This is a genomic window from Priestia sp. JV24, assembly GCF_025910025.1.
GTDB classification, from domain to species: Bacteria; Bacillota; Bacilli; order Bacillales; family Bacillaceae_H; genus Priestia; species Priestia megaterium.
In genome coordinates this window covers 1-374 of the sequence record NZ_JAPCIN010000098.1, presented here as the reverse complement: position 1 = coordinate 374, position 374 = coordinate 1, and the positions used below count along the sequence as shown (strand labels likewise).

Below are 374 nucleotides of genomic sequence, written 5' to 3'. Positions count from 1 at the left end.
GGACACGTTGTGAAGAACCATGTATATGAAAATGGACGACTGCTCCAAACCAATAAGAAATTTTCTGCCTTGAAACAAAAGCAAAAAGAATGGATTACGAATGAACTAAGGCAACGTTATATAAGTGCTATTAATTATCCTTATACTAAATTACGTTCTAAGAAGCGAGACCAAATTTTAGATGAGGTATATGACCTTATTCAGAAAAAAGAAATTTGGATTCCTTATGATGAAGTGGAGAAACACTACTTTAGTAAAATCCCTTCATTTATTCGTAAGAATAAGAAAATAGTGGAAGAAACGATAGCGGGTGGGTCACAAAATGAACAGAGTTTATAGCTGGTATCCTTGAGACTATATAGATAAGGTGGAGC

The 374-nt window shown here is 34.2% G+C and carries 1 protein-coding gene; it reads left to right on the top strand.

Features of this window, described 5'->3' with window-relative positions; genetic code table 11:
- On the top strand, positions 1-339 hold a 339-nt coding region (locus tag OK414_RS29865; RefSeq protein ID WP_263046375.1), incomplete at its 5' end, for a transposase.
- Positions 340-374: the final 35 nt, after the last annotated feature.